Source organism: Shewanella sp. AS16 (assembly GCF_021412365.1).
Lineage (GTDB): Bacteria > Pseudomonadota > Gammaproteobacteria > Enterobacterales > Shewanellaceae > Shewanella > Shewanella salipaludis.
The window spans coordinates 1-285 of record NZ_JAKCLK010000364.1 but is presented as its reverse complement, the minus strand read 5'-3'; the positions used below and the strand labels follow the sequence as shown (position 1 = coordinate 285).

The 285-nt window shown below is 54.4% G+C and carries 1 protein-coding gene; it reads left to right on the top strand.

The genetic code is table 11. The features are described from left to right. Window positions 1-12: 12 nt before the first annotated feature. Window positions 13-285, top strand: a 273-nt coding sequence (locus tag LZP73_RS20670; protein WP_234236845.1) for a hypothetical protein, incomplete at its 3' end; no start/stop codon positions are given.

Below are 285 nucleotides of genomic sequence, written 5' to 3'. Positions count from 1 at the left end.
CTGGCAAAAATCATGGCTCAGATGTCCATGATGCAGGCAGTTAAGGGGATTGGTTCGGCGTTTGGCTGGGGGAGTGCAGCAACTGCCAGTGTGACGCCCAATGCTGATGGTGGTGTTTATCAGTCTGCTGATTTGAGTCGCTACAGTGGCACGGTGGTTAATCGTCCGACGTTTTTTGCTTTTGCAAAAGGTGCAGGTGTGATGGGGGAAGCTGGGCCTGAAGCCATTCTGCCTCTGCGTCGTGGTGCTGACGGTAAGCTGGGGGTTGTGGCGGATATTGGTGGT